Genomic DNA, 19,908 nt, shown 5'->3' on the forward strand with positions numbered 1-19,908 from the left:
GAGTGGGCAACTGACCGAAAAGGAGTGGGAAAGCTAGATTAACCAAAGTCAAAAAAGCGTGAAGATGCCAACCCTTAGTGGCTCGAAATTGACTCAAGTTGTTGCAGCAGCAAGGCCGCCTGAGTCCGGGTCCGCACATTCAGCTTACGGAATATAGCCGTTACGTGCGCCTTGATGGTCGCTTCGGAAACGCTCAGCTCATAAGCGATCTGTTTGTTCAGCAAACCTTCGCAGACCATCGTCAAGACACGGAACTGCTGCGGCGTCAGGCTGGCAAGCCCTTCACTGGCAGCCTTGGCCTCATCGGAAACGCTGACGGCCTCGAACGCCTGCGGCGGCCAGAACACGTCGCCATCAAGTACCGCACGCACGGCTTTCTGGATCACGCTCAGATCACTGGATTTTGGAATAAAACCACTGGCGCCGAATTCACGGGACTTGACCATGATCGTAGCCTCTTCCTGAGCGGAGACCATGACCACCGGAATCTGCGGGTACTGTCCACGCAACAGAACCAGGCCGGAAAAACCGTACGCCCCGGGCATGTTCAGGTCCAGCAGCACCAGATCCCAATCGGCTTTTTCAGTCAGGCGGATTTCCAGCTCGGCAATGCTTGCCACTTCCACCAGGCGCACATCGGGACCGAGGCCCAGGGTCAGCGCTTGATGCAAGGCAGAGCGGAAAAGCGGGTGGTCATCGGCAATCAGGATTTCGTATGTGGCCATTTTTCAAATGATCCTGTTCTTCTAACAACTCGAGATACAGCCACGGAGCTGCACCTGGGGGCACGTTCAACGCCAATACGTGGCAATTCACGTCGCTATTCAATTACGAATACGGCGAATCAAACTTCGGCCGCGCCCTGATCGGCGCCAAGCATGCCCAGCGAAACGGGGGTGGTCAAGCTACAAGGCCACTACAGTCTTTTGCAGTATGGGTGACAATCAACGCATGTTCGCGGCGGCGTTCTGCACGAACGGCAACAACTCGGCATGTGCCGGTGTTTCAACGTTCATTTCAAGCTGACGCTTGGCATCGAGATAATGCTGGCTGAACACATCGAAATAAGCGTCCAGCGCCGATGCCGCCTGCTCGTCACCCGCCAGATCGAGGCACAGTGCCGCGACTTCCGCGGTGCACAGGTGCTCGCTGCGCGTGGAGCGGCGCAATTGGTAGCGGGACAGTTTTTCTGGCAGCAGGCTCAGGATCGGCAGCGAGTCGAAGTAAGGGCTTTTGCGGAAAATCTTCCGGGCTTCGGTCCAAGTCGCGTCCAACAGAATGAACAGCGGCCGCTTGCTGCTATCCACCGCCACGCTGTGGGTCACGCGCTCAGGCGCGACATATTCCCCCGGAAACACCAGATAGGGCTGCCATTGCGGGTCGGACAACAACGCCAGCATGCGGGGGTCGATTTCGGTACGCGACCAGATGAACGCGTGGTTATCACGCACCACGTCGGCGATCAGCCAACCGGTATTGCTCGGCTTGAACACTTCCTTGCTGGTCATGATCAGGCACACCCCGGAGCGGGCCTCGACCTGCGGGCGCCAGGCGCACAGGCAGTGGCTCTCGATCACGCGGCAGGCGCGGCAACGGGTGGCGCGCCAGCCACGGGCCTGAATCGGCTTGATGCCTTCGTCTTCGCGCTGATCGCGCAGGCGGGCTACGGCGTTGGGGGCATGGCTCATTGCAGGCAACGCTGGCAGTACAGTGGGGTCAACACGAAAAACACTCGGCAGGGCAAAAAGTACCGGCAGTTTACCAGACCGACAGGGCCAAGCCTGTACCGTCCAGGCCTCCTCCCCTATAATTCGCCGCCACTGAACGCACAGTCACGTGACGGGTCAAACCACCCATCACTGCCCCAGGAGAGTTTCATGCTGCGCCTTATCGTTCCCACCGCTGCCATTCTGCTGGCTTCGTCCTTCAACGCTCAGGCTGCATCCTTGAGCGAGCAGAATCTGAACAGAGAGCTGCGCAACGTCGCCGCACAAAGCAGCGTTGGTACGCCACGGGCGATCAACGAAGACATTCTCGATCAGGGCTACACCGTCGAAGGCAATGTCCTGATCAACCATTTGAGCGTGCAAAGCAGCCACGCCAACCAGATGCGCGCCGACCCCAAAGCCGTGTACTTCCAGCTGGGCGCCTCGGTGTGCAACAACCCGGCCTACCGTAAATTGATGGCCAAGGGCGCCGTCATGCGTTACGACTTCACCGAGGTGAAGACCAACCGCTCAGTGGGTTCTGCCAGCTATCAGGAATCGGACTGCCCGAAAGCGGCGCCGAAGAAGAAGTAATCAGTGGGATTTGGCGCGCCGCTGTTCATCCTCGGCGCGCAATTCTGCCAGCAATGCCTGCAAATAACGTGAACGCCGCTCCGCGCCCATAAGACGCCGGCAGCACTCCTCTTCGAGACTCAAATGATTGGTCTCGGCCGCTGACTTCAGCAATCGATACAGCTGCGTATCGATCTCCAGAATGACTCTGGCCATGGTTTCCCGCCTCCCTGCTCCTCACTCGCGTTGAGCGATAAATCCTTGAAATGCTTGTATCGTGCGCCCTGCCGTTGACGCAAAGTTGTCGTGTCACGCCTGTAACTTAGTAAATCAGAGTGCTGGACGTTCGGCTTGCGTTCAGACGAGCGGTGAAACCACCTTGCAAATCGTCAATAAGCGGTTGCCATGAAAGACTTTGCGGCGCAATGATCAAGGCAGCGCAAATCACCGCGAGGGTCTAGATTCTACGTATCCACACTCACTTGTCAGGGCAGGAAAGGGGCCGCCCGTTACGTATTGTGTTGTGCGAACGTTTCTTTCATTCCAAGGGATAAACAGAGCCTGTTTGGATGGTCCGATGACTCTTCGGACCCAGTGGATCGCCCAGGCATGGGCCTGGGCAGACAGCGACACATGAAGTGTCGTGGCGTCGACGATTGCGTAGTCGCAGCCGTGGGCTCTGTGCAGAAGGAGAAGTTGAATGCCTTACCAACCGAATGACCTCCTGAGCCGCCATTTTGAAGAAAGCGGCCACGACCTCATCAGCAAGGTCGAAGAGCAACTCAGCCTTGTTTCCCCCAACAGCCCGAACATCCCGATCTACCGTGACATGATCCTGACGGTGCTGCGCATGGCCCAGGATGACCACAACCGCTGGAATGCCAAGATCACCCTGCAAGCCCTGCGCGAACTGGAGCAAGCCTTTCGGGTGCTGGAACAGTTCAAGGGGCGGCGTAAAGTCACGGTATTTGGCTCTGCCCGCACCCCGATAGAACACCCGTTGTACGGCCTCGCCCGCGAACTCGGTGCCGCGCTGGCGCGCTCGGACATGATGGTCATTACCGGCGCGGGTGGTGGCATCATGGCCGCGGCTCACGAAGGTGCCGGCCTGGATCACAGCCTGGGCTTCAACATCACCCTGCCCTTCGAACAGCATGCCAACCCCACCGTCCAGGGCACGACCAACCTGCTGCCCTTCCACTTTTTCTTCACCCGCAAGCTGTTCTTCGTCAAGGAAGCCGACGCGCTTGTCCTGTGTCCGGGCGGTTTTGGCACGCTGGATGAAGCGCTGGAAGTGTTGACGCTGATCCAGACCGGCAAAAGCCCGCTGGTTCCCGTGGTACTGCTCGACGCGCCGGGTGGCACGTTCTGGCAAGGCGCGCTGGGGTTCATTCAGCAGCAACTGGTGGAAAACCGCTACATCCTGCCTACCGACATGAACCTGGTGAATCTGGTCTACACCGCAGAGGAGGCCGTGGAGCACATCAACCAGTTCTACAGTAACTTCCACTCCAGCCGCTGGCTCAAACATCAGTTCGTGATTCGCATGAACCATAAACTCAGTGAGCGCGCCCTCGAACACATGCAGGAAGCCTTCGCCGACCTGTGCCTCAGCGATCACTTTCATCAGCACGCGTACAGCGGCGAGGAACACGACGAAGCACAGTTCAGCCACCTGGCGCGGCTGGCCTTCACCTTCAACGCACGTGACCATGGTCGATTGCGGGCACTGGTGGACTACATCAACCTGCCGGACAACTGGGCGCATTCCCAGCCTCAGGCACAACAGCGCACACGCACGCCATCCAAAGTTACCTAAGGCAAAAAAAACGGCCCGCTATCGAAATAGCGGGCCGCTTCAATTAATCGTCCATCCCTCGACCGCTGAACAAGCGGCTGATCATCTCCATGGAGAATCCGCGATACGCCAGGAACCTGCCTTGCTTGGCACGTTCCCGGGCGTCGATCGGCAATTGCCCGGAGAATTTGCGGCGCCAGGTATCTGCCAGCTGCTCCTGCCAGTCGATGCCGCTCTCGCGCAAGGCCAGTTCGATATCGCTGCGTTGCAGACCACGCTGGCTCAACTCTTCACGAATTCGCAAAGGGCCGTAACCGGAACGGGCACGGTAGGAAACAAAGCTTTCAAGGTAACGGGATTCGGATAACAAGCCCTCTTCCGTCAATCGATCGAGCGCTGTGTCGATCATTTCAGGGAGTGCGCCGCGCTGGCGCAGTTTACGCGCCAGCTCAACCCGACCGTGCTCGCGTCGTGCAAGCAGGTCCATTGCGGTTCGCCGCACCGCGACGAGTGTATCGAGTACGGCGGTCATCGGATCAATCAGATATCAGCGTCAGCCAGGTCGTCTTCAGTCTCTTTGACGGCAGAAGCTTTGGCATCTGCTACCGACGAAGGAGACAGCAGCTTGTCGCGCAGTTGCTTCTCGAGCGTTGCGGCGATGTCCGGGTTATCCGCCAGGTACTTGGCAGAGTTGGCCTTGCCCTGACCGATCTTGGTGCCGTTGTAGGCATACCATGCACCGGACTTCTCGACGAAACCATGCAGAACGCCGAGGTCGATCATCTCGCCGTTGAGGTAGATGCCCTTGCCGTAAAGAATCTGGAACTCGGCCTGACGGAACGGCGAAGCCACTTTGTTCTTCACAACCTTGACGCGGGTTTCGCTACCAACGACCTCATCACCTTCTTTCACCGCGCCAGTACGGCGGATATCCAGACGAACCGACGCGTAGAACTTCAGCGCGTTACCACCGGTGGTGGTTTCCGGGCTACCGAACATCACGCCGATTTTCATACGGATCTGGTTGATGAAGATCACCAGGCAGTTGGCGTTCTTGATGTTACCGGTGATTTTACGCAGCGCCTGGGACATCAGGCGGGCTTGCAGGCCCACGTGCATGTCGCCCATTTCGCCTTCGATTTCAGCCTTCGGTACCAGGGCCGCCACGGAGTCGACGATGATCACGTCAACCGCGTTGGAGCGCACCAGCATGTCGGTGATTTCCAGGGCCTGTTCGCCGGTGTCCGGCTGGGAAACCAGCAGGTCGTCGACGTTGACGCCCAGCTTGCCGGCGTATTCCGGGTCGAGGGCGTGTTCGGCGTCGACGAATGCGCAAGTCGCGCCGGCTTTTTGAGCCTGGGCGATCACGGACAAGGTCAGCGTGGTTTTACCGGAAGATTCAGGACCGTAGATTTCAACAATACGGCCTTTTGGCAGACCGCCGATGCCGAGAGCGATGTCCAGCCCCAGAGAGCCAGTGGAGATAGCCGGGATCGCCTGACGGTCCTGATCGCCCATACGCATTACGGCACCCTTGCCGAATTGACGTTCGATCTGACCCAGGGCCGCAGCCAAGGCTTTCTTCTTGTTGTCGTCCATTAAAGTCCTCACGTAATCAATAAGGCCTGACGGCCAACACCTGTATAAGTAGCCAGTATTATTCCACAGCGATTACGGATCGCCTACCCCTGATTTGAGATTTCTGCCGCGGTATAGCGCAGCAGCCCCTCTAGAGCGGCCCTCACCGTTTGTCGGCGGACTTCGTCACGGTCACCGGGGAAGTGCTGCACCTCGCTGAATACCCGTTCGCCAACGCCCCAGGCCAGCCAAACGGTACCCACCGGTTTACTTGGCGAACCGCCGTCCGGCCCGGCCACGCCACTGACCGCCACGGAAAAAAACGCCCGGCTTTTATACTGAGCGCCCTTGGCCATCGCTTCGACCACCTCGCGACTGACCGCCCCCACCGTGGTGAACAACTCGACCGGGACGTTCAATTGCAGGTTCTTCTGCAGATTGGAGTAGGTGACATAACCGGCCTCGAACCAGGCCGAACTGCCGGGAATCCGGGTGATCGCCTCGGCAATCCCGCCACCGGTACAAGACTCGGCCGTGGACACATGGGCATTGAGAAGCTGCAGTTGCCTGCCAAGGTCAGCGGCCAGTTGAGTGGTTAATTTCACGGTCATCTCCAGATCGGGCGGAATGAGACTAACCGTACACCAGCCCATCGCACTTGCAAGTTACAGGACTGATCAAAGTGTTAACGGGTGAGTGCTCTGACATACGCCTGACAGGCCTGCAAGGCGATCAGTCCACGGTCGCCGGCGTCGGTGATGGCGATAATTCGTTGAGCATGCGTCGGGTCAAGTCGGGCGCGTACGGCACCATGACCCACGCCGCCGGGGCCGGGGGCGGCAGGCACTGATCCGATTGACGGCGTGTCTGCGACATCGAGGAGGACTGACAGCCGCACATCAGCAGTGGCAAGACGATCACGCAGACGAGCTTGATCACGTTCAACATCGGTTAGCACCTGGTAATGATTTTTCTCGCTGGCGACCAGTTGTTGCTCAAGCCGCAATCGCTGCTCATGAACCGCTTGCTGCCGAGTGGCCGCCGCCAGCGTCAGCTGGTTCAGCGTTTCGCCATGCAGCCTGGCCTGCTCTGCCAGTTGCCGGCCGTATCGCCAATCCTGAACTCGCCACGCCATCGCTGCCGAGCTGCCCACCAATACGGCCAGCAACACGGCAGCGCCAAAGGCCCGGTAAGGCAACGGAATCAGACCGAAGGCTGGCATAGCACCGCCCTCGCCCGCGCCCAAAGCTGCAAGCGATCCTGCAAGCCGTTCAGGCCACCGTTGATGCGCCGGGTGATGCTGTTGAACTGGTCGCGATCGGCCAGTTCATTGAGGCCGTTGCGCGCCCAGAACCACGCGGCGGATTCAGCGGCCCATTGCGGCTGCTCCAGCAGTTCAGGCGACGCCAGCAAACGCTCATCACCAAACAAGCCGAGGCTGCACTGGCGATAATTGTGCCGACCGGTGATCTGGATCAGGCCTCGTCCGCGATATCGTTGGCCGTCGCCATCCGTCTCCGGCGAGTTGCCCAGACGTGCCGCCAGCGCACCGGTATCGTATTTGCTCAGGTATTGATCAGAGCCCAGTTCGCGAACGTAGTGTAACTGGCCCGATTCATGGCCGACCTGAGCCAGAAAGGCGGCAATGCGCAGGGGCGTGTTGATGTTGTGCCGGGCCATGGCGCTGTTGAGGGCGGAAATGAAAACGCCCGCTTGGGTGCGGGCGTTCGGATAGATCTTGAGTAGCTGTTGTTCGGTGCACTGCATCGCTCGCTCCTGTGATTGATGAATGGCGCGCCCGCCGGCATTGTCTGCGCGTGTTATTGCGTTGAACCCAGGCAGGTCGCTGCGAGGGTGCAGCGATAGCTGTTCTGACGGCTGCCGCTGGCGGTGACCTTGTCGATCGACCAATGCCCGCGCATGAAGTCAGGCCAACTGTCGTCAAGTACCACCAACCCTTCTGCACACAGTGCCGGGTCGCCCGGACAACTGATGGTGACCTTGAGCATTTCACGCATCATCCGGCGCACTTCGCCTTCGCAGGCTGCCCGAGCCTCTTCAGCATTCTGGCAACGTCGGCGCATGGTCTTGAAGGGTGCGATGCCGCTTTCGACGATGCGTTCCTTGCCAGCGGCGGCGTCCCACCAACTCATTTTGCAGCCCTGGTATTTCGCCCGCGCGGTTTCATCGAGGGTCGCGGAGATGAAGCCGTGATCGTCCGGGCGGTTGTTGGTGGTCACCGACAGGCGCACGTTGGGCAAGACCTTGCCCGACAGCGATTTCGCCTGACCGCGCCGCGCCAACACATACAGCTCGTTGACCGGTTTGGCCACCGCATCGTGAGTCCGGGCCAGACGCGTCAGAAAGCCCATGTCGGTTTCATTGGACTGGTCGACATGATCAATCTTGATCAGCGCCAGATCCGGCGCGACCCTGGGAGAAAACCCGTGTCGCGAGGTCAGTTGGCGGAACAGTGCGCCGAGGGTGGTTGGCCCATGACTGGCAGAGCGCCGCTGCTTGAAGCCGGTTTCGTCCCTGGCGCTGAAGGGCGCGGCCGTGGCCACCAGCGTCAGGCGCAGGGGAAACAGGGTCGGTGTGCGGCGGGTGATGACAAATTCGCCTTTGTCGACCAGTCCCGACTCACGATAACCGACAAGCAAGCCGATTTTTCCATCCAGGCTCGGCAGCCCGGGCAAGCCTTCCAGATCAATGGTCAGGGACAGTTGGTCGGACTCGATACCCGCCGCATCGATGTGTTGCCAACTGAGTAATCGTTCGTTGAGCAGGGCCGCATTGGCCCCGTAGATTTCCACGGCCGGGGTGAATCCAAGTGTCATATCGCCTCCTTAATCCCAGGCTGAAACCGGCGCGACGGCCATCGGATGACGTTCCACTTCCGGCAGGCTCACCCACACGCCGGCCGGGAGTACCGCGGCCTGCTCGCTCAACGCCGGATTGAGGCGCCAGAGCGCCTCCTCGGCGGCATCATCGCTACGCCCCGTTTCTCGAAACAGCAACAGGTTCACCGAATCACCGGCAATACTTCTGACTCTACGCATTGGTGTACTCCGCCAATTCGACCGTCCAGTCGATGACCATCGCTGTGCCGTCATCAATCACCAGGCTCTGGTTCTCAGTCAGGTCGTTGATTCGCCACAGCCCCCAGTTACGGCCAACGCCATCAACCAACGGCAACGGCACCCGCAAGGCCTGCAAGGCACGCAATTCATCCAGACGGCCCATCGCCTGTGCGTACATCGACTTGCCGCCGATGACCAGGGTTTGCAGGCCTTGGCCAGTTTGGCTGGACTTGGGTTTGCTGGTGAGGATGTCGATGTTTGCCCAGCCACCGTCCGATTTTCGCTGCAAGGTGCTGTAGGCGAAGTTTCTGGACAGGCCGAATATGAAATCACCCAGGATCATCTGCTGTTTCATCAAGCCACTCCATCTGTCAGGGCCGTGTCACGTCGTGTGGCCAATGCGTTGGCCGGCATGAGTTGACCCAATTGTCCCAGCGTCGTCTGCACTACCAGATTCGCCAACTCCTTGGCGCTGGCCAGATCCTGGCCGTTGATCTGGATGGTTGAGTTGAACGTGATGGGTTGATTGTCCGTGCGGGTACTCGTCAGGTCTTTGCTGACCTGTGCCGGAGCGTCAAGACGATCAACCAGGACGCTGAGTTTTTCGCCCAGCATCGAGCCGAGCTCAGACCCGGCAAAACCTCCCAGCAAACCGCCGATGGCGGTGCCTACACCCGGGAGAATCAGCGTGCCGAGCGCCGCACCCGCGGTCGCCCCGGCATAGGACCCGGCCAACAGTCCGGCCGATGAGACAACGGCTTTGCTGTCACCTTGCGCAACGCCCTGAGCGATGCCAATACCGGCATCGAGTAACCGCAAAGGTTGCGCCCTCTTGGCTAGAAAGGAGCCCGCCGCTGCCACTTTGCCTTGCAGAGGGATGGCCTGCGCGGAGCCAGTCAGCGTCATCAGGCTCTGGGCCTGGGTCATTGCGGGTCTCGTCGAGCGGGGTTGCACGTCGACGTTGCGTATCACCGGATTCGTGGCGTTGACAAGAACCTTGGAACCCCTGGTTTCCCTGACGTTACTCCAGCTCTCGAAACCCCTGGAGTCCCTGGAATAGTCCGGTTGCGTGAGAGGGCTCAGTCTCTTCTTTTTGCCGCGTGACTTCTGTTCTTTTTTCTTGTCTGCGACGCCCTCCCTGGGCTGCGGATTTTCGCCTTTGCGGCTTTTCTCTTGGGTAGGCATCTCACCTTGAGCACTACCGCCCCCCTCTTCCCCCAACAGCTTTCCCAAACCAAAAGGCAGGCGCGGCGCTCCTCGCTTGAGGATTTTTTTAGCAACATTGGTGAACGCTTCGTCAACCACCGATTCCACCAACTTCGATGCGATGGAATACAACCCTACCGCGACAGCCGCAAGCCCGGTGGCCAATTTGGGGTTTTCTTCGGCAAACGCGCTCAACTTATCAACCTGTGTGCTGAGCCCGTTGGAAAAGTCCGGTGTTACCGCCTCGTGCAATCGATCGAGACTCGCATCCAAAGCATCCGCAGACGCTGGTGTGCGGCTCTTCGGAGCTTCGGCGGCTTGAGTCGTCTCCAGCGTTTTGCCAAGGCTCTTATCCTTGGCAGGCAATGCCAAGGGCGATGCAACTTGATGCTCTGTCGGCCCGTGTATCAGCGACTTCAAATCACAGGTGCACGCCTGGTTTTGCACTTTGATTGGCATCACCAAACGGGGCGCATCGGAAGATGAGCGCGGGCCAATATCGGCGTCGAGTCTGGGTAGCGACTCACTTCGAGCATCCGCCACACCCGTAAATGCTTTGAGTTGCGAACGAGGAGAGGACAACACTGCCGTCAGCGACGCCAATGCCTCACCGAGCTTGCCCTGCCCTGTCGTCAACAAACGGATGTCGAGGCTGACCGTGTTCAACGCCATGCCGAGCTGCGTCAATGCATCCTTGAAACCAATTAACCCGAAGGGTTCCGACGCAATATTGAAGGTCGGTAGTTCGAAACTATTGAGCCTCGCATCGACCGTCGAGTACTTGCTGTCTGCCATCCTCCTCTACTCCTCTTTCACGCCAAGGCGAGAGATCGCTATGTCATAGCGGCGCAACGCCTTTTCGACGTCCCACTCCAGAATTTCCGTCTCACTTACCGGGTAAATGAGCGGCACCACATCGAGGATCACTTCGATGTCGCGTTCCGAAAGAAGGCCGCCGGTTGGTTTAAAAAATCGTCGATGCGCACCTGCAATTGCGTCCAGTCAGGCACGGTCAACTGGGCCAGGTCGGGCAGCATCAGGCCAGTGCAATGGGCGGTGATGAATTCGGCACGCTCCTTGCCGGTCTTGAGTTTCTTCATGGCTTTGGTGGCACGCAGCACCGGCATTTCCAGGGTCAACTCGGTCAGCGTGCGACCGGCAACGGCGAGCGGTTGCAGCAGTTGCACTTGATCGGGATCGATGGCCGGATCGTCCTGCTCAAGCGGCTGTAGAAAGAACGAGGTCGGCCGGGTCGACATTTCGTGCACGTACTGCGCAATGCTGACGAAGTCCGGGCGTTTGAGTTGGTCGAGTTCCTTGACCGACAAACCGGTGGCCAGCAGCGCCAGCTCAAAGAACTGATCGTCCTCATCATCACCGGCGCGGGCCAGCGCCTCTTTCTGGGCGGCGTAGAACAGCGGCTTGAGCAGGATCTGCTCGATGTGCGATCCGTCGTCACCGGTGATCGGCGACAACAGTTCGTGTGTGGGAGGTGTCCAGGACATATCGGAAATTCCTTTTTGATGCGTGGCGGGATGTCGCGTAGGGCCAAAATCCTTGTGGGAGCCAGCCTGCTGGCGATTGCGGTGTGTCAGGCGATGTCAGTGTCGACTGGCACGCCGTCATCGCGAGCAGGCCGGCGCCTGCAGATTATGTGGATGGCTGGGGGGTTAAGGCAGCAATACCGCCCGGCGTGCATCGCCAAGAATGTCGACGCCGCTGAGCACGAACTTCTGGGTGCGCACGTCGATGTCGATCACCGTGACGCCGTTTTCCAGGCGGCTGTAGGTGCGGCAGGACAGTTCCAGCGTGGTGGTGGGTTTCTCGTTCATCTTCAGCGCGGTTTCAGTCAGCGACTTCAGCTTGCCGCCGACCGTGTGATAGGTGAACCAGGTGTTTCCGTCCTGGTCCTGTCCGCCTTCACGAACGCTCAAGAGAATGTCATCACCCAGATTCACCCCCAGTGCCAGCATGATTTCCGGGCCCATGCCTTGCAGCTTGAGCGAGGCGCCGAGGACTTTGCCGCCCTTGGCCATTTCCTCGCCGATGAAACGGCCGCCACGCATCTCGTCCATCTCGAACTCGATCTTCGGCGGGGTGAACTCTTCGACCGTCGCCGACAATGGCAGGCCTTGCAGGGTGGCCGCGATGGCCTGTCTTACGCGGTTGGTAAACATTAGAGAACATCCTCCAGGAACTGCTCGATGATTTCATCGCGGGCATTGAGTTGATAAACCATGTGCTCGTTCGGCGCGTAGCGGCCATAGTCGATGACCACGTACCAGGTGCCGTTCTTGTACTTCTCGACGCTGTTCAGTTCCGGGTGCAGGTACACACTGCCACCGGGAATGGTTTCGTCGGCGACCAGGGTTTGCAGCCAGTCGTTGATGCGCTTGACCTCCTGGTCCATAAAGGACTTGGTGAGGTTCTTGGCCATGGCTTTCTGACCGGCCTTGACCAGCTTGCGGCTGATCGCATCTTCGAGGCCGACGTAGCTGATGAACTTGCCGGTGATCGAGCGGTTTCCCAGCAGCGAAAAGCCGCCGAGGATGGTGCGGGCGTAGTAGCTGATGCCGTAGCGGTTGAGCAGATCGCCCTCGGTGGAGTTGTCGAGGATGTTGTATTCCACCACCCGCGAAACGTCTTCGGCGAAGGTCACCTGGTTGCCAGGACTTTCCCATTGCTTGACCTTGGCGAGGGCCGCGATGGCCAGGCTCGATGGCGACAGGAACACGTTTTTCTTCGCGGCCTTGGAGTACACCGACGGCATGTTGTGGACCAGCAGGCAGCGATCGAAGCCCAACTCCGCGCCGCCCAGTTCCTGGCTATAGGTCACCTGATCGGCAACGGCGGCGTCCTTGCCGTCGAGCACCACACGGGCCTTGATGCGTTTGCCGAAAGAGGCGAATTCGCCGGCCACTGCTTTAGTGCCGGTGAAGCCAGGCGCGCCGATGATGGTCAGGTCTTCGGCAACACCGCCCAGCGCGGCGAGACCGAGCTTGCGACCGGTCAGTGGATCGATACCGCCAATGACGTTGTTCAGCGTGTCGGCCGGGGTCGCACCCTCTTCGACGATGACCACGTAGACCGGCACCTTGACCACTTTCAGAATCTGGAACACCGCGTGAAACAGCGTGCCTTCTTCGGTGCCGGTCGGGTCCAGCAGCGCCTGGGTGGTGAAGCTGTTGATGCGAAACGGCGCATTGCGTGGAATCAGCGGGTCCGCCTTCGGCGCGGTGCCGATCAGCCCGATGACGTTGTCACCCAGGCCACCCATGGCCTCGGGGGATTCGGTGGCATTGACGGTAATGCCGTTGTGCTCGAAGTTCAAAACCTCAGCCATGGTTATTCAGCCTTCTTGGCAGCGGCCTTTTTGGCCGCAGTGGATGGAGAGGCCGACTCGGCAGCCTCGGTTTTTTTCAGCTCCAGGCGACCGGCGCTGCGCAACGCACTGGCCTCCACATCGAGCAATTGCAATTGCTGACCGACACTCGACCAATGACCCCCTCCGGTGGGGAACGGGACGAGCACGGTGTAGGTTTGGCGTTCTGCCATTTGTGTTTCTCCATGAATGAAAAAGCCCCTTGGGGAAGGGGCTGTTGGTGTGGCGGGGTTTATTTGGCGCAAAAAAAACGCCCCGGGAGTGTGGGGCGTTTACTGAACCGGTTCTGCGATCCAGTCGGGTTGGACTGGGCGAAGTTGCTCGGTGGGAAAGTCCGGTTGTTGTGGCCAGTCTCGCAGGGCTTGCATGTAATCCAGCAACTGTGCGAACTGGGACGGCGTAACTGAGGTTGGTCGACTCAGTTCCTGCTCGTCGCGATGACGGTCCCGAATCCATTGCACCCGCAAAATTTCGCAGTCGCGCCACGATCGTTCCGTCGCGGCAAGGTCCTCGGGCGGCGAATCGATCAGGATCGGCAATCCATCAGCATCATGGCCGCGAACCTTACCCGGAACCGGATTTGCCAAAACGGCTTGATAGCGCACATCGTCGATGGGGTTGGCATCCTCAGGAATTTGCGTGTGAAAACCCTGGAGATAGCTGCAACCGGTAGATTGGCTGTAAAAACGCTTCATAATCACACTCCAAATGCCCATGCTCGGGAAGGTGCGGTGATCACCCCCCAGTTGTGCAAGTTGACACCCGTAGTCGAAATTGTACCGGGCACGATATTTCCTGAGTTGCTGTTAGACGTGCTCCCAATAGCGCAAGCCCCTCCAAACAGACAGGCCGAGCGGAAAGCGATAGGCCAGGCGACAGATCCCGATAGCCCGGCTGCAATACTCCCGACTGTGGTCCACTGGATAATGAAGCTGAACATCCACGTCGGAAAAATGATGTAGCCATTCGCGTTAAGACTGGCTGTTATGCCCCAGCGCATTTTTTTAGGCGTGATGAAGGTCGTGTCATCGGTCCCGGAATCTGCTTGAGTGTGCGTGGCGACCTTGGCTGTACCCTGATTGATTTCAGTTGCCGGGGCGGAAAACGTAGCCACAATCGCAGCGAGCGCAGCGATGTCGATACTTCCCTGATTGATCGGCGCATTCCATGCCTTGATGCACCAAATGACCGAAAAGTTGCGCGTACGTACGGCTCGGCCTGTGTCGGTATAAATAGCCGTATTCAACGTATTGCTCGGCTGACAGTACACCAACTCTCGCGTAACCCGTCCCGACAGGTCCTCATCTTGGACTGACGATGCCAACCGATTCGGCGTGGATAGCTGGCCCAGTGTGTCATAGAAGTATGAGGCCCCCTGATAGGTACCAACACCACGCCCAGCGTCTATACCACGTCCATGATCCCAACCACGCAAGAACTCCCCACGGGTCTCCGGCAACCGGAAATTACCTGCGCCCTCATCCCCTTTGTTGAACGCTGTCCCCAGGAAAGCCGCCAGATCCGGGTAGATCGCAATGCTCTTCACACTGCCATCAATTTCAAGAAATCCTGGCGCAATCTTGTTCACGGGGAAGGCTACCATCGTGCCCACCGGCAAAGCCGACGCCTGGGCAATCATCGCTTCGATTTCAGCCTTGGTGTAAGTGTCCTTGATACCGAATCCGGCCAGTGTTTCCGGGTTTGATCCCGTCAATGCACGACCGTATTTGTCGACCGTCAAACTCTTGTAAGTGCCCGCCTGAATACCCGTCCTGCCCGCGAGCATCTCAAAGCTCAGCGCCGTAGTTCCCAGCGTAAGCGGGCCATTGGTGGTCAGGTGCCAGAGCGAATCACCGTTACTCGCACCCTCTTCAACCATGACCGTCAGGCCAGGCGTCACCTTGGCGCTGCTATTGGCATCGACAGCGCGTGACCAGCCATTGTTGGACGCGACCCAGATGCCGTTGTCCCTGGCCTGCGTCTGGGACGGCAGCAACACACGATCACCCGCGACCACCGCCACACCATCAATCTGCTGCGCGCCACTCAATACAATGTTGCCCGTCGCCGCCACCCGCACCGATTGCTTGCCATCGAGCTTGGCCAGCTCTTCGGCGAGGTAGCTCATCACCCAGGCTCGCGTGGCCTTGACCACCGTGTCGTCGATCAGCAGCGTCACCAACGCCGCGTTGCTGGTCTCGAAAATCGAGCGGATGTAGAACTCTTTGCCCGAGCCGGAAGTGGCCAGCACCGGTTTGAATGACTCCGGGTATTTGACGATGGCATACAGGATGCCGGTGTCTGTCCAGAGGCCGGCTTCGCGCACATACCAACCACCGTCCTCTGGCGGGATAGTTACTTCGGCCAGCAGCCAGCTGGGATTCTTCTCGTCCTGGAACAGTGCGTTGAGCGGGCCGCGCCACACTTCGCGCTTAAGCGCGGTGGCGGTTGCCGCCGGGTTGTAGACCGCGCCACCGCCATCGCCAACCGAAATCTGCGACAGTTTGATCGGCACGCCCGCCGCCTTGCAGGCGGTTTCGTAGGCAATCCCTGCATTCGTGAGCAGGGTGTAATAGTCAGCCATTCAGGCCCCCTGAGGATAAATTGTGGATGTTTCGACGCTGTAGAGCCCGGCAGCCATGAAAGCCACGCCCGACGTTTCCAGCCCTTCGATGACCACGGGATAAACCGTGGTCAGTTCGCCACACACCGTCGCTGCACCTATGGAGTGACTGCCGAAGGCACTCAAGCCGACAGAGACTTTCAAGGTGTCACGCTCGCTTTTGGCATCAGCCAGACGTCGATCGAGACGTGCATCGATCTCTTCGCTGTAGGGCTGTTCGGTGAACGCCCTGACGGAAAAGCTGTAGGGCTGGCCAATGGGTGTTTGCTCGTACCAGGCCCGGACCTCGGGTGTCAGACGCAAACCCTTGGCGGCGTTTTCCAGCGCCAGACGGGTGCCGGCCTGACGCGCCGTGGGCCAGGCCAGCTCAACGGTCAAGCGCTTTTCCGCTTCGGCCGCTGTCGTACTCCACTCGCTGACACCACGATCCGCCGCCAGATAGGGCAGGAACGCCGAGGGCGTGGCCGCCGGGTTCATCAACTCGGGAAACGGCGGCGCAATGCGATCAAGCAAGGTGCCGAACCCCAGGTCGAGCGCCTTTTCCAGCGCAGAGCTATTGGCGGGTAACAGGCTTGGATAAGGTCGTGAGTCACTCATAGCGTGAGCACCTCCACCTCGACGCCGGTGCAGTAAGGCGCTTCGAATGCCGTCGTCACGATGGGCTCGAGCGGTTCGAGAATCTCAAGTTGAACCGCTCCGGCGCTGTGCAACGTGTAGTCGATCCAGCTCGGATCAACCCGCCCTTCGAGGCGATGACAGCTGTCTGCATAGGATTGCAGTTGCTGTTGTGCGGCGAGTTTCGTCAGCCCTGAATCCGGACCGGCGTTGATTCGCACGACGACGCGAATTTTGTATTGTTTGATGTGCGCGCCCTGCACGGTGACCCGATCGGTTTCCGGCCTGACATCTGGGCGCTCGAAATGCCGGCGCACCCCGTCAAGCAACGCCTCGGGCGCCGTGCCATCGCCTTCCCGTGACAACACGGTGACCATCACTTCGCCGGGGCCGGTGCGTCGCCCGTTGCCATCCTTGACCTGCGCGGCAAAACCGTCTGGATCAAAGGTGTAAGTGACCGTCACCTCCCCCGCTGCCGCCGCATCCACCTTCACCACCGGGCGCTCGCCCAGGGTGAAGACCTCACGGCGATACTGCATGCGCGAGCCTGCGGCCGGCGCGTGGGGGGCCAGGTAGTAGCGCAGACGAGCGTCGTCGTCGCTTTCATGGACCGGCGCAATCGGCGGGAACGCCGCCGGATCACCCGGATCGAGCAATTGACGTTCAAGGCCCATGTCCGCCAGGCGGGCATCCAGATTGCTGCCCGTCGCCCACCACGCCAGCATCTGCTTGATGCGAGCGTTGTATTTGCGTTCATGCAATTGCAGGCGCACACAAAAAGCTTCGAGGGCCAGGGTCAGCAGTTCGCTTTCGTTTTCCAGGCTGGCCTTGAGTTTGACCGCACTCTCGGGAGCGCGGGGGCCGACGTATTCGAGGACGAAGGTCTTGAATTCAGCCAACAGATCTTCGAACGTTTCGACCGTGACGATCGAAGGCTCGGCCAACTGATTCTGACCCGGTATCAACATACTCATGTCACCACCTCGAACGTCTGGTTTCGGTTTTTCCACGTGCCAGCGAAGCGCAGCAACAAGCCGGCGCCCAGTCGACTGGCAACAATGACCCGCGGCAGGAAATCGCCGATGCCGTTCTGGCTGTTGTAGAACGCCTGGGCCGCGTGACTCTGGGCCAGGATCAACAGGTCGTCGCCGAGGTTTTGCCCCAACAACTGCGGGATGGCCGAACCATACAAAGGACGTTTCTGCCGTGTGCCCAAAGGCGTGGTCAGCGCCCGGGTTGCGCGTTGCACGAACTGCGGCCAGTCGTCGACCGCCGCGCCGGTGTTTCTATCGATTCCAATCATGGGAGCACTCTTCAAGCGGTACTGATCACGCGACCCTGGTGATCCACCAGCGGGCCGCTCAGGTGCACACCGGATGCGTCGAGTCGCAACCCGACCGCCCCCAGTTGCAGTTCGATGGCCTCGGGCGCCATGGCCAGCCGCGCCGGGCCGATCTTTAACTCGAGCGCCTGGCGATTACCGTTGAATGTCGCCGGGCCGTTGCTCCAGTTCAGCGTATGGCTGGCGTCGTCGTAGGCGCTTTGCGTGCCGTCGCGATAGAGGCGACGCGTCAACGAAGCCTGGGTCGAGACCGGCGGAAATTGATTGCCGTTGAGCCCGAACAGCGCAACGGATTGAGCACCGCCCTCACCGCCGCCATGGTTCAGCAACAGGCATTGCTCGCCCACGGTGGGAATCCGCGACTCGCTCTGCGCCCCGGCGCTGGGATTGAAAAAACGAATGGCCGGCGTCAGCAGTTCACCGTGGCTGACGCGGCAGGTATTGCTGGCCGCATCGACCTCTTGGCACACACCTATCCGGCACACGCTGTCGGTACGTCGGTGCAGGTCTTCGAGCTCCGCCTCCATCTCCGCCAGGCGTTCGATGATCGGGCCGAGTTGCAGGCGTAAAAGGGCATCGAACATGGCTTAGCCCTCCAGTTCGGTGTATTGGTCGGGGTCGTCAATATTCGAGACTTCCCAGGTGCGGGCGTATTTCGCGATGCCGACCGGGTCGTCCAGTAGCGGTGTACCGAAGTAAAGCGTCTGGGTGAAGGACAGGGTCCAGGCGGGGAACGTTCGAGTTTCGCTGATGAAGGCCGAAGGAATTGCGTCGAGGTTCAACGGCAAATCGCATTGCTCGCCCGGCAGCCCCCATCGGTTGTCCGTGACAAGGTCCTTGAGCGCACTGATCAGATCGCAGGCCGCAAGTTGCGGATCAGCAGATTCGGGGCGCACCACTGCTTGCAGCGAGACAGACAGAACATGAGCGATACGGCCATCAGCGGAACGACTGGCCGTGGCATCGCGCTCAATGGCAATCAACACCCAGGGCTGTTCGACGACACCGGTAAAGTCTGCACGACTGCCGACGTTGATACCGGGTACTGAGCGGCGTAACGCCTCGACAATGGCAACCACCAGTTGCGAGGGCTTATCGATGATCGGGGGCATAAGACTTCCTGTTCATGCGTCGTTGGATGGATTACTGGTCCGGGCGGCTGTCCCGGGGCGGTACTTCGCAAACGCCGATGCGCTTGGCCGCCCAGCGCTCATAAAGCCCGATGGCCACATCCGCCCCGGCCATGGCCGTGAGGCAACCAAAGGCGCCGGCGGCCCAGATCGACACGCCGGCGGCGTACAGCAGCAGGATCGCCGAGACCCCGCAGACCATGCAGGCGCCGGAGCGCAAGGCCAGGCGTCGCAGCAATGACCAGCCGCGGGCGCCGTCCTTGTCGGCACGCCACATTTCGCCGGACACCCCGCCCACCAGGGCGAGGACGATGACCAGCCAGATCGGCATGTCCAGCAACGCTTGTTGCTCGTTTGTCATGTCACGCCTCCTGGGGTGATTGATGAGGAAAAGGTGTTGGGTTCAATCGATATCTCATGTGTGCCTGTCAGGTAGGCATTCCAAAAAGCCCGGGGTCGCCGGGCTTTTCAGTAATGCGGTCCTTCGCCTTCATCTGTCTGATGGTGAGAGATGAAGTCGACCTTTCGGCGCTACTGGCGCGGTACGGGTCCTTTCATATTGTTTTTCCGACCGCGGTCCCTGCCCGCCGGATAACTGCTTCTGGTGCTTTACGCTGCACACCCGGGTCAGTTGCCAACCCTCTGAACCGTTGAGGCCGGTTCATCGCTGCCTTTTTGTGGTGGATCTAAAGAGCTTCGTTGCCAGCCGCTTTGTTGAGCGGCTTGAGACAAAGAATATGCATCAATGCATAGCCAGTCAATGCATGAATGCATTTATTTATGCGCAACAAATGCACCTGCGCATCGAATATCCCAAAAACAAAGGCGCCTGCAGCTTTTTGAAGGCGAAAAAAAACCCGCCAATGGGCGGGTTC

At 59.5% G+C, this 19,908-nt stretch carries 26 protein-coding genes; 2 read left to right on the forward strand and 24 right to left on the reverse strand.

All coding sequences use genetic code 11. The annotated features are described in order from the left end of the window. Positions 1-74: 74 nt before the first annotated feature. Positions 75-725 (reverse strand): response regulator transcription factor ErdR, encoded by a 651-nt coding sequence (erdR, locus tag KHO07_RS22705; protein ID WP_150732121.1) that lies wholly within the window; start codon positions 723-725, stop codon positions 75-77. A gap of 219 nt (positions 726-944) precedes the next feature. Beyond that, a complete protein-coding gene (locus KHO07_RS22710) occupies positions 945-1,688 on the reverse strand; it encodes a tRNA-uridine aminocarboxypropyltransferase (RefSeq protein ID WP_150732120.1) in 744 nt (247 codons plus the stop codon). A gap of 189 nt (positions 1,689-1,877) precedes the next feature. On the opposite strand from KHO07_RS22710, the gene KHO07_RS22715 reads away from it, so the two are divergent. Further along, on the forward strand, positions 1,878-2,300 hold the full coding sequence (locus tag KHO07_RS22715) for a PA3611 family quorum-sensing-regulated virulence factor (RefSeq protein ID WP_212625602.1): 423 nt from the start codon (positions 1,878-1,880) through the stop codon (positions 2,298-2,300). On the opposite strand, the gene KHO07_RS22720 is transcribed toward KHO07_RS22715, so the two are convergent. Continuing rightward, entirely contained in the window at positions 2,301-2,495 is a 195-nt protein-coding gene (locus KHO07_RS22720) for a hypothetical protein (protein WP_075946787.1), read from the reverse strand. Between the two features lie 484 nt (positions 2,496-2,979). On the opposite strand from KHO07_RS22720, the gene KHO07_RS22725 reads away from it, so the two are divergent. After that, the gene (locus KHO07_RS22725; protein WP_150732119.1) at positions 2,980-4,098 is read left to right on the forward strand and encodes a TIGR00730 family Rossman fold protein; all 1,119 of its coding nucleotides are present in this window, start codon (positions 2,980-2,982) and stop codon (positions 4,096-4,098) included. 43 nt (positions 4,099-4,141) lie between these two features. Here the strand turns inward: KHO07_RS22725 and recX are convergent, their stop codons facing one another. From recX to KHO07_RS22830, 21 genes are all read right to left on the reverse strand, one after another. Further along, positions 4,142-4,609, reverse strand: a complete 468-nt coding sequence (gene recX, locus KHO07_RS22730; protein ID WP_130906364.1) for a recombination regulator RecX — start codon at positions 4,607-4,609, stop codon at positions 4,142-4,144. Between the two features lie 8 nt (positions 4,610-4,617). Next, a complete protein-coding gene (gene recA, locus KHO07_RS22735; protein ID WP_053159537.1) occupies positions 4,618-5,676 on the reverse strand; it encodes a recombinase RecA in 1,059 nt (352 codons plus the stop codon). A gap of 83 nt (positions 5,677-5,759) precedes the next feature. Further along, positions 5,760-6,260, reverse strand: a complete 501-nt coding sequence (locus tag KHO07_RS22740; RefSeq protein WP_075946857.1) for a CinA family protein — start codon at positions 6,258-6,260, stop codon at positions 5,760-5,762. A gap of 80 nt (positions 6,261-6,340) precedes the next feature. Continuing rightward, positions 6,341-6,877, reverse strand: a complete 537-nt coding sequence (locus tag KHO07_RS22745) for a lysis system i-spanin subunit Rz (RefSeq protein ID WP_212625603.1) — start codon at positions 6,875-6,877, stop codon at positions 6,341-6,343. Continuing rightward, complete coding sequence (locus KHO07_RS22750) at positions 6,859-7,422, reverse strand: glycoside hydrolase family 19 protein (RefSeq protein ID WP_075946782.1); 564 nt, start codon at positions 7,420-7,422, stop codon at positions 6,859-6,861. Before KHO07_RS22750 ends, KHO07_RS22745 begins: the two co-directional genes overlap by 19 nt. A 53-nt stretch (positions 7,423-7,475) precedes the next feature. Next, positions 7,476-8,492, reverse strand: a complete 1,017-nt coding sequence (locus tag KHO07_RS22755; RefSeq protein ID WP_212625604.1) for a contractile injection system protein, VgrG/Pvc8 family — start codon at positions 8,490-8,492, stop codon at positions 7,476-7,478. Positions 8,493-8,501: 9 nt separating this feature from the next. Further along, positions 8,502-8,714 carry a tail protein X gene (locus tag KHO07_RS22760; protein WP_075946780.1) on the reverse strand — a complete coding sequence of 71 codons (213 nt, stop codon included), beginning with the start codon at positions 8,712-8,714 and terminating at the stop codon, positions 8,502-8,504. After that, entirely contained in the window at positions 8,707-9,090 is a 384-nt protein-coding gene (locus KHO07_RS22765; RefSeq protein WP_212625605.1) for a phage tail protein, read from the reverse strand. Before KHO07_RS22765 ends, KHO07_RS22760 begins: the two co-directional genes overlap by 8 nt. Continuing rightward, a complete protein-coding gene (locus tag KHO07_RS22770; protein ID WP_212625606.1) occupies positions 9,090-10,736 on the reverse strand; it encodes a glycine zipper domain-containing protein in 1,647 nt (548 codons plus the stop codon). The genes KHO07_RS22765 and KHO07_RS22770 overlap by 1 nt, the downstream gene beginning before the upstream one ends. Positions 10,737-10,864: 128 nt before the next feature. Further along, positions 10,865-11,446 (reverse strand): phage tail assembly protein, encoded by a 582-nt coding sequence (locus KHO07_RS22775; protein WP_212625607.1) that lies wholly within the window; start codon positions 11,444-11,446, stop codon positions 10,865-10,867. A gap of 165 nt (positions 11,447-11,611) precedes the next feature. Next, positions 11,612-12,118 carry a phage major tail tube protein gene (locus tag KHO07_RS22780; protein ID WP_212625608.1) on the reverse strand — a complete coding sequence of 169 codons (507 nt, stop codon included), beginning with the start codon at positions 12,116-12,118 and terminating at the stop codon, positions 11,612-11,614. Continuing rightward, a complete protein-coding gene (locus KHO07_RS22785) occupies positions 12,118-13,284 on the reverse strand; it encodes a phage tail protein (protein WP_075946775.1) in 1,167 nt (388 codons plus the stop codon). The genes KHO07_RS22780 and KHO07_RS22785 overlap by 1 nt, the downstream gene beginning before the upstream one ends. Before the next feature lie 2 nt (positions 13,285-13,286). After that, positions 13,287-13,496, reverse strand: coding sequence for a hypothetical protein (locus tag KHO07_RS22790; RefSeq protein ID WP_075946774.1), 210 nt, complete (start codon positions 13,494-13,496; stop codon positions 13,287-13,289). A 99-nt stretch (positions 13,497-13,595) separates the two neighbouring features. After that, entirely contained in the window at positions 13,596-14,018 is a 423-nt protein-coding gene (locus KHO07_RS22795) for a phage tail assembly chaperone (protein ID WP_212625609.1), read from the reverse strand. A gap of 2 nt (positions 14,019-14,020) precedes the next feature. Further along, positions 14,021-15,907 (reverse strand): phage tail protein, encoded by a 1,887-nt coding sequence (locus KHO07_RS22800; RefSeq protein WP_212625610.1) that lies wholly within the window; start codon positions 15,905-15,907, stop codon positions 14,021-14,023. Continuing rightward, positions 15,908-16,543, reverse strand: a complete 636-nt coding sequence (locus KHO07_RS22805) for a phage tail protein I (RefSeq protein ID WP_075946771.1) — start codon at positions 16,541-16,543, stop codon at positions 15,908-15,910. It abuts the gene before it with no gap. Continuing rightward, complete coding sequence (locus tag KHO07_RS22810; RefSeq protein WP_212625611.1) at positions 16,540-17,535, reverse strand: baseplate J/gp47 family protein; 996 nt, start codon at positions 17,533-17,535, stop codon at positions 16,540-16,542. Before KHO07_RS22810 ends, KHO07_RS22805 begins: the two co-directional genes overlap by 4 nt. Beyond that, the gene (locus KHO07_RS22815) at positions 17,532-17,864 is read right to left on the reverse strand and encodes a phage baseplate protein (RefSeq protein ID WP_212625612.1); all 333 of its coding nucleotides are present in this window, start codon (positions 17,862-17,864) and stop codon (positions 17,532-17,534) included. The genes KHO07_RS22810 and KHO07_RS22815 overlap by 4 nt, the downstream gene beginning before the upstream one ends. 11 nt (positions 17,865-17,875) lie before the next feature. Beyond that, positions 17,876-18,487 (reverse strand): phage baseplate assembly protein V, encoded by a 612-nt coding sequence (locus KHO07_RS22820; protein ID WP_212625613.1) that lies wholly within the window; start codon positions 18,485-18,487, stop codon positions 17,876-17,878. Between the two features lie 3 nt (positions 18,488-18,490). Continuing rightward, positions 18,491-19,015: a hypothetical protein gene (locus tag KHO07_RS22825; RefSeq protein WP_212625614.1), complete on the reverse strand. Its 525-nt coding sequence runs from the start codon at positions 19,013-19,015 to the stop codon at positions 18,491-18,493. A gap of 31 nt (positions 19,016-19,046) precedes the next feature. Then, positions 19,047-19,394: a phage holin family protein gene (locus KHO07_RS22830; RefSeq protein WP_150704261.1), complete on the reverse strand. Its 348-nt coding sequence runs from the start codon at positions 19,392-19,394 to the stop codon at positions 19,047-19,049. Positions 19,395-19,908: the final 514 nt, after the last annotated feature.

It is taken from the genome of Pseudomonas sp. PP3 (assembly GCF_905336995.1).
Taxonomy (GTDB): Bacteria; Pseudomonadota; Gammaproteobacteria; order Pseudomonadales; family Pseudomonadaceae; genus Aquipseudomonas; species Aquipseudomonas reinekei.

Bases quoted from the DNA above. Each gene is read 5' to 3' on its own strand.
- KHO07_RS22800 (WP_212625610.1), bottom strand. From the start codon at position 15,907: ATGGCTGACTATTACACCCTGCTCACGAATGCAGGGATTGCCTACGAA.
- KHO07_RS22725 (WP_150732119.1), top strand. From the start codon at position 2,980: ATGCCTTACCAACCGAATGACCTCCTGAGCCGCCATTTTGAAGAAAGC.
- KHO07_RS22830 (WP_150704261.1), bottom strand. From the start codon at position 19,394: ATGACAAACGAGCAACAAGCGTTGCTGGACATGCCGATCTGGCTGGTC.
- KHO07_RS22745 (WP_212625603.1), bottom strand. From the start codon at position 6,877: ATGCCAGCCTTCGGTCTGATTCCGTTGCCTTACCGGGCCTTTGGCGCT.
- KHO07_RS22825 (WP_212625614.1), bottom strand. From the start codon at position 19,015: ATGCCCCCGATCATCGATAAGCCCTCGCAACTGGTGGTTGCCATTGTC.
- recA (WP_053159537.1), bottom strand. From the start codon at position 5,676: ATGGACGACAACAAGAAGAAAGCCTTGGCTGCGGCCCTGGGTCAGATC.
- KHO07_RS22780 (WP_212625608.1), bottom strand. From the start codon at position 12,118: ATGTTTACCAACCGCGTAAGACAGGCCATCGCGGCCACCCTGCAAGGC.
- KHO07_RS22815 (WP_212625612.1), bottom strand. From the start codon at position 17,864: ATGATTGGAATCGATAGAAACACCGGCGCGGCGGTCGACGACTGGCCG.
- KHO07_RS22775 (WP_212625607.1), bottom strand. From the start codon at position 11,446: ATGTCCTGGACACCTCCCACACACGAACTGTTGTCGCCGATCACCGGT.
- KHO07_RS22790 (WP_075946774.1), bottom strand. From the start codon at position 13,496: ATGGCAGAACGCCAAACCTACACCGTGCTCGTCCCGTTCCCCACCGGA.
- KHO07_RS22770 (WP_212625606.1), bottom strand. From the start codon at position 10,736: ATGGCAGACAGCAAGTACTCGACGGTCGATGCGAGGCTCAATAGTTTC.
- KHO07_RS22765 (WP_212625605.1), bottom strand. From the start codon at position 9,090: ATGAAACAGCAGATGATCCTGGGTGATTTCATATTCGGCCTGTCCAGA.
- KHO07_RS22755 (WP_212625604.1), bottom strand. From the start codon at position 8,492: ATGACACTTGGATTCACCCCGGCCGTGGAAATCTACGGGGCCAATGCG.
- KHO07_RS22710 (WP_150732120.1), bottom strand. From the start codon at position 1,688: ATGAGCCATGCCCCCAACGCCGTAGCCCGCCTGCGCGATCAGCGCGAA.
- KHO07_RS22805 (WP_075946771.1), bottom strand. From the start codon at position 16,543: ATGAGTGACTCACGACCTTATCCAAGCCTGTTACCCGCCAATAGCTCT.
- KHO07_RS22820 (WP_212625613.1), bottom strand. From the start codon at position 18,487: ATGTTCGATGCCCTTTTACGCCTGCAACTCGGCCCGATCATCGAACGC.
- KHO07_RS22750 (WP_075946782.1), bottom strand. From the start codon at position 7,422: ATGCAGTGCACCGAACAACAGCTACTCAAGATCTATCCGAACGCCCGC.
- KHO07_RS22760 (WP_075946780.1), bottom strand. From the start codon at position 8,714: ATGCGTAGAGTCAGAAGTATTGCCGGTGATTCGGTGAACCTGTTGCTG.
- KHO07_RS22785 (WP_075946775.1), bottom strand. From the start codon at position 13,284: ATGGCTGAGGTTTTGAACTTCGAGCACAACGGCATTACCGTCAATGCC.
- KHO07_RS22810 (WP_212625611.1), bottom strand. From the start codon at position 17,535: ATGAGTATGTTGATACCGGGTCAGAATCAGTTGGCCGAGCCTTCGATC.
- KHO07_RS22715 (WP_212625602.1), top strand. From the start codon at position 1,878: ATGCTGCGCCTTATCGTTCCCACCGCTGCCATTCTGCTGGCTTCGTCC.
- erdR (WP_150732121.1), bottom strand. From the start codon at position 725: ATGGCCACATACGAAATCCTGATTGCCGATGACCACCCGCTTTTCCGC.
- recX (WP_130906364.1), bottom strand. From the start codon at position 4,609: ATGACCGCCGTACTCGATACACTCGTCGCGGTGCGGCGAACCGCAATG.
- KHO07_RS22795 (WP_212625609.1), bottom strand. From the start codon at position 14,018: ATGAAGCGTTTTTACAGCCAATCTACCGGTTGCAGCTATCTCCAGGGT.
- KHO07_RS22720 (WP_075946787.1), bottom strand. From the start codon at position 2,495: ATGGCCAGAGTCATTCTGGAGATCGATACGCAGCTGTATCGATTGCTG.